The 7634-nt window shown below is 27.3% G+C and carries 9 protein-coding genes; 3 read left to right on the plus strand and 6 right to left on the minus strand.

The features are described 5' to 3' along the window. Nucleotides 1-125: 125 nt before the first annotated feature. The 6 genes from DWZ53_RS10840 to DWZ53_RS10865 all read right to left on the minus strand — a co-directional run bounded on the left by DWZ53_RS10840 (nucleotide 126) and on the right by DWZ53_RS10865 (nucleotide 4058). The gene (locus tag DWZ53_RS10840) at nucleotides 126-557 is read right to left on the minus strand and encodes a hypothetical protein (RefSeq protein ID WP_147338514.1); all 432 of its coding nucleotides are present in this window, start codon (nucleotides 555-557) and stop codon (nucleotides 126-128) included. A 201-nt stretch (nucleotides 558-758) separates the two neighbouring features. Next, complete coding sequence (locus DWZ53_RS10845; RefSeq protein ID WP_199589209.1) at nucleotides 759-1244, minus strand: PTS sugar transporter subunit IIB; 486 nt, start codon at nucleotides 1242-1244, stop codon at nucleotides 759-761. After that, entirely contained in the window at nucleotides 1244-1639 is a 396-nt protein-coding gene (locus DWZ53_RS10850; RefSeq protein ID WP_117788924.1) for a PTS sugar transporter subunit IIA, read from the minus strand. Before DWZ53_RS10850 ends, DWZ53_RS10845 begins: the two co-directional genes overlap by 1 nt. A gap of 6 nt (nucleotides 1640-1645) precedes the next feature. Further along, complete coding sequence (locus DWZ53_RS10855; RefSeq protein WP_118434188.1) at nucleotides 1646-2476, minus strand: PTS system mannose/fructose/sorbose family transporter subunit IID; 831 nt, start codon at nucleotides 2474-2476, stop codon at nucleotides 1646-1648. Continuing rightward, nucleotides 2466-3212 carry a PTS sugar transporter subunit IIC gene (locus DWZ53_RS10860; protein WP_117788922.1) on the minus strand — a complete coding sequence of 249 codons (747 nt, stop codon included), beginning with the start codon at nucleotides 3210-3212 and terminating at the stop codon, nucleotides 2466-2468. Before DWZ53_RS10860 ends, DWZ53_RS10855 begins: the two co-directional genes overlap by 11 nt. 126 nt (nucleotides 3213-3338) lie before the next feature. Next, entirely contained in the window at nucleotides 3339-4058 is a 720-nt protein-coding gene (locus tag DWZ53_RS10865; RefSeq protein WP_118434189.1) for a GntR family transcriptional regulator, read from the minus strand. 142 nt (nucleotides 4059-4200) lie between these two features. Here DWZ53_RS10865 and DWZ53_RS10870 point away from each other — a divergent pair, with 142 nt between their 5' ends. From DWZ53_RS10870 to DWZ53_RS10880, 3 genes are all read left to right on the plus strand, one after another. Then, the gene (locus tag DWZ53_RS10870) at nucleotides 4201-5283 is read left to right on the plus strand and encodes an SIS domain-containing protein (RefSeq protein ID WP_117788920.1); all 1083 of its coding nucleotides are present in this window, start codon (nucleotides 4201-4203) and stop codon (nucleotides 5281-5283) included. 72 nt (nucleotides 5284-5355) lie between these two features. Next, nucleotides 5356-6696 (plus strand): MATE family efflux transporter, encoded by a 1341-nt coding sequence (locus tag DWZ53_RS10875; RefSeq protein ID WP_117788919.1) that lies wholly within the window; start codon nucleotides 5356-5358, stop codon nucleotides 6694-6696. 26 nt (nucleotides 6697-6722) lie between these two features. Next, complete coding sequence (locus tag DWZ53_RS10880) at nucleotides 6723-7376, plus strand: ribulose-phosphate 3-epimerase (protein WP_117788918.1); 654 nt, start codon at nucleotides 6723-6725, stop codon at nucleotides 7374-7376. The last annotated feature ends 258 nt before the right edge of the window (nucleotides 7377-7634 follow it).

The following is a 7634-nucleotide window of genomic DNA, read 5'->3' on the forward strand; positions in this document are numbered from 1 at the left end:
CTTATTGGCCGAAACAATCTCAACCACAAGTTATTTTAAATTACCTTTACTACTTGTGTAAATATAGTATAAAATCTCTTGTAACTCATTATTATTGATAAAAAATCAAATAACTTAACACAATTTTAATTATTTTCTTTCATTTCTTGCATCACTGTATTTATAGACTTTAAAATTAGCCCCTTGTCTCTTATAGCAACAATATAATGAATTTGATATAATTTTTCATATTTTCTTATTAATGGTTCTATTTCTGGAGTCATTTGGATCATTAATGTAGGAATAATAGCTATATGTGTCATATCTTTGTTAAAAGTAATATAAACATCTCCTGGTAAACAATTGATATGACTATCTTTTACTTTTTCATAAATATCTGTTTCTATAACTTTTGATTCTAATGTTTTAATTTGAATATGTAATTTATATATATACTGTTTAGTAAATGTACTATCTCTTAATTCTTTATAAAATTCCATATTTTGTATAGTTGCTAAAGCAATTTGTTTCTTTTTTAACATTTTATATATTGTATAATGTTCTAGATTTTGTTCCATAAATCTAATTATATAATTGAACATAAATATAATGAATGCAAATAAGAGGACAAAAAATACTATATTAATAATATCTTTTATAAATAATAAGTAAGCTCCTATTAAAAAAACAATGGCAAAAAGAAGAAGACATATCATTATTTTATTTATTTTTTGTTGAATATAAATATACATATATGATAAAAGCAAGCATATGCTTGCTTATAAACCTGCTTTCTCTAATAATTCTAAGAAATCCTCTACAGGTCTTGTTGGTACAACTTGACATGGAAGTTTCCCATTTCTATATTTTGCTATTTTTCTATATGTAACAGCATCCTCCTTTGTTGCAGCAACAAAACCATTAACCATTACATAATCTGTATTTAATACAGGAGCTTGATTTCCAATATTCACTTCTTCTACTTCTATACCTTTTTCTAAGAGTTGTAAACAATCACTAGCAAATTTACAAATCACAAACTTTGTTTCATTTGGATTTTTTTTATCATATTCAATTAATTCATTTATGCTGAAAACTAAAACTTTTGATCCTTGTGCGGCCATAGGTAATACCATTTTTTGAATAGGATCTTTTGCTACATCATCATTGCATACAATAATTGCATCGGCTCCTATATTATTTTTCCATGCAGCTGCTACTTGACCATGAATTAATCTATTATCAATTCTAATATGTTTTATCATTATTTTTTCACTCCTAATAAATCATTTAAACAATTTATACCCATTTTTCCATCATTCAAAACCATTTCTATATCAATTGTTTGTCCTTGTCTTGCAGACATAATAGAAATAAGCATTCCCAAATTCATACCTGTTAAAACAACTACATTGTCACTAATAACATAAGCTGATTGATTACACGGAGTTCCTCCTAATATATCTGCTAAAATAATAACGCCTTCACCAGAGTCTAAAGCTTTTATTTTTTCTATCATTAATTGCCTAAATTGTTCTGGATTATCCTCTTTTTTTAAACACAAATAATCTAGTTGTTTTAAATTTCCAAAGAAAAGAGAAATAGAATCAACCATACCCTTTGCCATTTCTCCATGGCTAATTAATAAAATACCTTTCATAAATCTTTATACCATAATACCCGTTGCCCCTAAAATAAATGTTATAACTGCAATAATAAGAATAACTTTTACAGGAGTCATTTTTTTCTTCTTTAATAGATAAAAACATAATCCAACAAATAAAATAGGTAAAATATAAGGTAATAGAGAATCTAAAGATTCTTGCAATTTGAACGCTTGTTCTACTACTTTACCTGTATTAGGATCGGTAATCGCTTTTGTCATTTCAAACCCTAATTGTAGTCTTGATCCCAAGATACTAGGTATAAATCCACCAATAACCGTTAAACCTAAGACACTAGCTAATTCTTGTAATTTATCAAACGAAAATGCACTTTTCATATTATTTAATAGATTTAAAGATTGCTTATATCCAATATTAAATGCAGGCCATCTTGCTAAAAAGCATGCTACCATAGGTAATGTCACCATTAAAATAGATAACCAATTTCCTTCAGCAGCCATTCCAGCACCTATCAAACTTACTAAAGGTTTTACAAGGACTCCTTGAATTGTGTCTCCAACACTTGCCATTGGACCCATCAAAGCAACTTTAATGCTATCTGCTGTATCACTTTGTCCATTTTCTTCTAATGCACAAGCAATTCCACATATTGCTGCTGATCCAGCAGGATGACAATTATAAAATTGTGCATGTCTCAATAAATGTTGACATTGTTCTTCTTCAGTCTCATACAATTCCTTAATAACTGGAACCATACCAAAAGCAAATCCACTACCTTGCATTTTTTCATAATTCATACACCATTGTAGTGCCCAATTATGTCTTCTTCTTGTTCTATGTAATGCTTCCTTTGAAATCGTCCTAGTCTCCATTAGTTATACCTTCTTTCTTTCCCATATTAATATACATATAACCAAATGCTGCTCCTAAAATAGCTAATCCTAATACTGGCACATTAGCAAATGAGAACAATGCATATCCAATAACCATAAATGGCCAATACTTCTTTAAATCCATGTAAGATAACAATAAAGCAAACCCAATAGCTGGTAATGCACCTCCAACAACTTGCAAACCATTAGAGAACCATTGAGCAGAAGCTGCAAAATCAGAAATAATAGTTAAATAATCACTTAACATAACACCAATAAAAATTGGTAAAGCATTAGCAATCATCCATGGAATAATTCCCATAACATGAAAACGTTCAAAAGCTTTAATATTATTAACTTTTAAAGCATTTTCTGCTTTATGTAAGAAGAATGTATTTAAAGTTCTTCCTAAAATATTTAGTTGCATAACAAATAAACTTAAAGATGTAGCAACTAACAACCCAACATTATAATCTCCTGTCTTACTAGCAGATACAACACCTAAAACAGCTCCAATCTGATAATCTGGTGTTGTTGCTCCTCCGAAATTATAAAAACCTAAATTCATTAATGTACATACTGAACCAACCTGGAATCCTAATTCAACATCTCCAACAACTAGTCCAGTAAATACACCACAGACCAATGGACAGTAAATACCGAATTCTGACCAATAATCAAATGTCATTATCATGGCAAATAATGTCAAGATAATAGCGAGTGTCAATGTACTCATATGTTTTTCCTCCTCTATGTTTTATATATACATTATTATATTATTATATATACATATATGTCAATAATTTTATTATAAATTATTTTATTGTAAAACAAAAGGCATCATTATGATGCCTTCTATAAGTTATTTAATTCTGGTTTCTTCTATTTCGTATGCGTATTTATTACCTATATATATGGCAATACAATATTCTAAAGGTATATTATTCTTTGTATATGTAACATGATCATGTTTCAATAATGCTGTATTTTCTTCAATTTCTAAATTGCTTGACAAGTAATCATCAGATAATATTGCAGTAATTTTTGATTTTGTTTTAATTCTAGGAAGATCTAATGTATCAAAGTAATCATAAAGTGATCCAAATAAAACGGAAACATCAAAAGATGGTACTAATTTTGCTGGAATATATGATGTCATAATTGCTATAGGTTCATTATCTGCAGACCTTACTTTCACAAAATACTGTATTTTTTCATTTTTATCCAGTTCTAAATAACTTGCGATAGTAGGAACATCTTTAGAATTAAGTATTTTATATTCTATTAACTTAGATCCGGGTACTCTATGTTGAGACTCCATGTATTTACTAAAACTTCCTACAGTTTTATAATCAGCAAAAAACAGAGCCTGTTTAACAAATGAACCTTTTCCTGGTATCTTATCTATAATACCTTCAGCAGCTAATCTTGAAATTGCTTTATTAACAGTTAAACGGCTAACATTAAATTTTTCTGCCAATTGAAATTCAGTTTCTAATTGATCTCCATTCTTTAACTTTCCATCACTAATTAAATCTTTTATATATTCTTCTACAAGAATATATTTTGCCTTTTTCTTCATTCTATCACCAAGTAATATTTTACATACAATGTCAAATATTGTAAAGTTTTTTTCTTATGTTATTAACAAATATCTTATTTTTTTATTGACATTTGTATATACAATTAATTATAATGTATTTATAAAAGAAAGGAGAAAAATTATGAAAGAAAAAAAATGGGATATGTATACTTATATTCTAGAATCAAAACAAGCTGTTAGAGATATCGTTAATCAACAGGAAGATATTTTTAATACAACTGTTGATTATATTCTCAATAAAAAAATTGATCAAATATATATTATTGGATCAGGAACATCTTATCATGCTGCTGTTGCAGCAAAACCTATTATTGAAAAAGTGTTAGGAATAAAAGTTTTTCAATCTTATCCAATTGATTTTAAAGATGAATTAATTTTTAATAAAAATACTTTGGTCATTGGTATTTCTCATGCTGGAATGTCTGCTTCTACTATTGCTGGATTAGATAAAGCTAGAAATGAAGGATTTGCTACTATTGCTGTAACTGCAGAAAAAGATACACCAATTTTAAAACATGCTGATCAACAGTTATTTATTGAAATGCCAATTGAGTATGCAGGTCCAAAAACAAAAGGATACATTTGTTCAATTGTTACTTTGGTCATTTTAGGATTAAAAGTTGCTTTAAAGCAAAATCGAATATCTCAAGATATTTATGATGATTATATTAAACGCATGCTAAAGAGTTCTGACAATATACCTCTTATTGCTGAGAAAGCACAAGAGTGGTATCAAAATAATAAACAAGACTTTTTAAAATGTAGACGTTTATATATTATTGGATATGAGAACTGTATATCTGCAATGTTAGAAGGAACATTAAAAATATCTGAATCTGTTAGATATAGTACACAATGTTATGAATTAGAAGAATTTATGCATGGTATTTATCATTGTATTGATCAAGATACTTATATGTTTTATTTAGGATCTGGTGGACAATATTTTAATAGAGCAATTCAACTAAAAAGATACTTTGAAGAAGAACGAAATGCACATTGTTTTTTAATTTCTAATGAAAATAATAATAAAAAAGATTTTTATTTTCCATTTACAAATGACAAAGATTTTACGGTTATGGAATATGTTGTTCCTCTTCAGGTTTTTGCTAGAAGTTGTTCTGCTGATCTAGGAATTGATGCTAATATACCTAGTGATCCTGATTTCCATAAAAAAATGCAAAGTTATATTTACGATAAATAATCTCCCTTAGATGTTGTTGAAAAAGTACTTTGATAGGTGCTTTTTCTTTTATGTGAAAAGGAGGTGATTGTATTGATTTTAAAAAAATACTTTGGTCATAAGACATTTTATAAACATACTGGAATGGTTATGCTCCCTATCGCTATTCAATCTGTTTTAACAAGTGTTAGTGGTTTTATTGATACAATCATGGCTTCCCAAATTGATTGTGTTTCTGCGATAGGCACAGCCTTACAAATTGATGCCTTAATGCAAGGTATTGCTTTTGGTATTGCCGCAGGAATTAACATTTTTATCATTCAATACTATGGTGCTAATGATATAAAAAAGATGAGAAAAAGTTTTGGATTAAGTTTAATAAGCGTTTTTCTCAATGCTTTATTTTGGATATTGCTTGTTTTCATTTTTAATAGATATTTATTAGCAATTTTCATTCAAGATCAAAAAGTTATTAGTGATGCTTTTGAATATATACAAGTCGCTTGTTTTTCTTATATATTAACTTCACTTATACTTAGTTTTACTTTTGCCTATCATAGTGTCCAAAAAACTTATATTCCTTTAGTTATTAGTGCTATAACAATGATTTTACATATTTTATTTAATATCTTATTTATGTTTATATTTCATTTTGGAATTAAGGGTGCAGCAATAAGTTTACTATTAAGTCAAATTATTAGTTTTATACTTTACTTTTTTTATTCAGTTATTTCTCATCAACCTTTTATTGGTACTTTTTTTGAGACTTTTAATATTCCTTTTTCTTTTATTAAAAAAGTTTATATAAAAGTCTTCCCTTTAATTATTAATGAAACATTATTTAGTATAGGAAATAGTTTATTTATTGTTGCGTATAGTTTATTGGGTAAAAATGTTATGGATTGTTATTATATAGGTAACCAAATTGTTAATATGTTTTATACGGTTGTTAATGCAATGAGCGACGCCTCTACTTCTATGATAGGACTTGAATTAGGAAAAGAAAATTTTGACTATGCTGAAAAAGAAGTTCATTATTTTTTTGGAATAACAAGTATATTATCTTTTGCTATTATTATTGCTCTATTAATATTTGCACCACAAATTACAAACTTATTTGAATTAAAGCCTTCACAACAAATTTATCTTGCTACATCAATTGTAAGAGTTCTTTCTATCAGAATTGCTTTTAGATTATTTAATGTCATTATATTTTCAGCATTAAGAGCTGGTGGTGATTCCAAATATTTAACTTTTTTAGATTCTTTTATTTTATGGGGAGTTGGTTTAACGTCTACCTTCATTATGATTTGTTTGTTAAATATATCTGATATAGTTGTTGTTATATTGATTAGTCAAATTGAACAATTATTAAGATTAATACTTGGAATGAAAAGATTAAAAACAAAAAAATGGTTACATGCTCTTGTTTAAATAAAAAAGGAAAGGATGATTTTATTATGAAAAAATTACTATGTGCTTCTATGATGTGTGCTCATTTTGGTAACCTTGAAGAAGAAATAAAATTATTAGAAAAAAGTGGTATAGATATTTTCCATTTAGATATTATGGATGGAATATTTGTTCCTAATTTTGGAATGGGGCTTCAAGATGTAGAATATATTTGCCAGCATGCAAACATACCTTGTGATGTTCATCTTATGATTAGTCACCCTTACAATTATGTAGAAAAATTTATTGAACTAGGTGCAGATATCATATATATTCATCCAGAATCTGATAAACATGCTTGCCGAACACTTCAAAAAATCAAAGATCTTGGGGCTTTAGCAGGAATTGCTATTAATCCTGAAACTTCTTTTGAAACTGTTAAAAATATTCTTTATCTGTGTGATTATGTTTTAATTATGAATGTAAGTCCCGGTTTTGCAGGTCAAAAATATTTAGAATTTATAACATCTAAATCTCAAAAATTTATTCAAGAAGCAAAAAATTATCAAGGATACAAAGTCATAGTCGATGGTGCTTGTTCTATTGATAAAATAAAAATGTTATCTCATTTAGGAATTGATGGTTTTGTTTTAGGAACAGGTGCATTGTTTAATAAAAAAGAATCGTACAAAACTATTTGTGAGAATATTCGAAACTTATGATAAGTATAAATTTTAAAGAGTGCTTTTATTCGTTTTTTGTTACTTTTTTATGAAACTCAGTTTTTAGCTGAAATAATCTATTTGATATAATAATAATTCAAAGATACATTTTTCTGTTTTATTTCCCGTAGGAACGATATATAACAGAAAACAAATATAAAAAAATCATCATTTATTCAAAAAAGTGGGAGTTTCCCACTTTTGCATTTCCTGAGTATTTAAAATAATCTGATATTTTAGTTTTAAACAAAAATAGTA

Origin of the sequence: Coprobacillus sp. AF33-1AC (assembly GCF_003475785.1) — a bacterium.
GTDB lineage: Bacteria > Bacillota_I > Bacilli_A > Erysipelotrichales > Coprobacillaceae > Faecalibacillus.

What these genes read in the sequence shown, in the direction of transcription:
- DWZ53_RS10840 (WP_147338514.1), bottom strand. Translation starts at nt 557, where the DNA reads ATGGAACAAAATCTAGAACATTATACAATATATAAAATGTTAAAAAAG.
- DWZ53_RS10845 (WP_199589209.1), bottom strand. Translation starts at nt 1,244, where the DNA reads ATGATAAAACATATTAGAATTGATAATAGATTAATTCATGGTCAAGTA.
- DWZ53_RS10850 (WP_117788924.1), bottom strand. Translation starts at nt 1,639, where the DNA reads ATGAAAGGTATTTTATTAATTAGCCATGGAGAAATGGCAAAGGGTATG.
- DWZ53_RS10855 (WP_118434188.1), bottom strand. Translation starts at nt 2,476, where the DNA reads ATGGAGACTAGGACGATTTCAAAGGAAGCATTACATAGAACAAGAAGA.
- DWZ53_RS10860 (WP_117788922.1), bottom strand. Translation starts at nt 3,212, where the DNA reads ATGAGTACATTGACACTCGCTATTATCTTGACATTATTTGCCATGATA.
- DWZ53_RS10865 (WP_118434189.1), bottom strand. Translation starts at nt 4,058, where the DNA reads ATGAAGAAAAAGGCAAAATATATTCTTGTAGAAGAATATATAAAAGAT.
- DWZ53_RS10870 (WP_117788920.1), top strand. Translation starts at nt 4,201, where the DNA reads ATGAAAGAAAAAAAATGGGATATGTATACTTATATTCTAGAATCAAAA.
- DWZ53_RS10880 (WP_117788918.1), top strand. Translation starts at nt 6,723, where the DNA reads ATGAAAAAATTACTATGTGCTTCTATGATGTGTGCTCATTTTGGTAAC.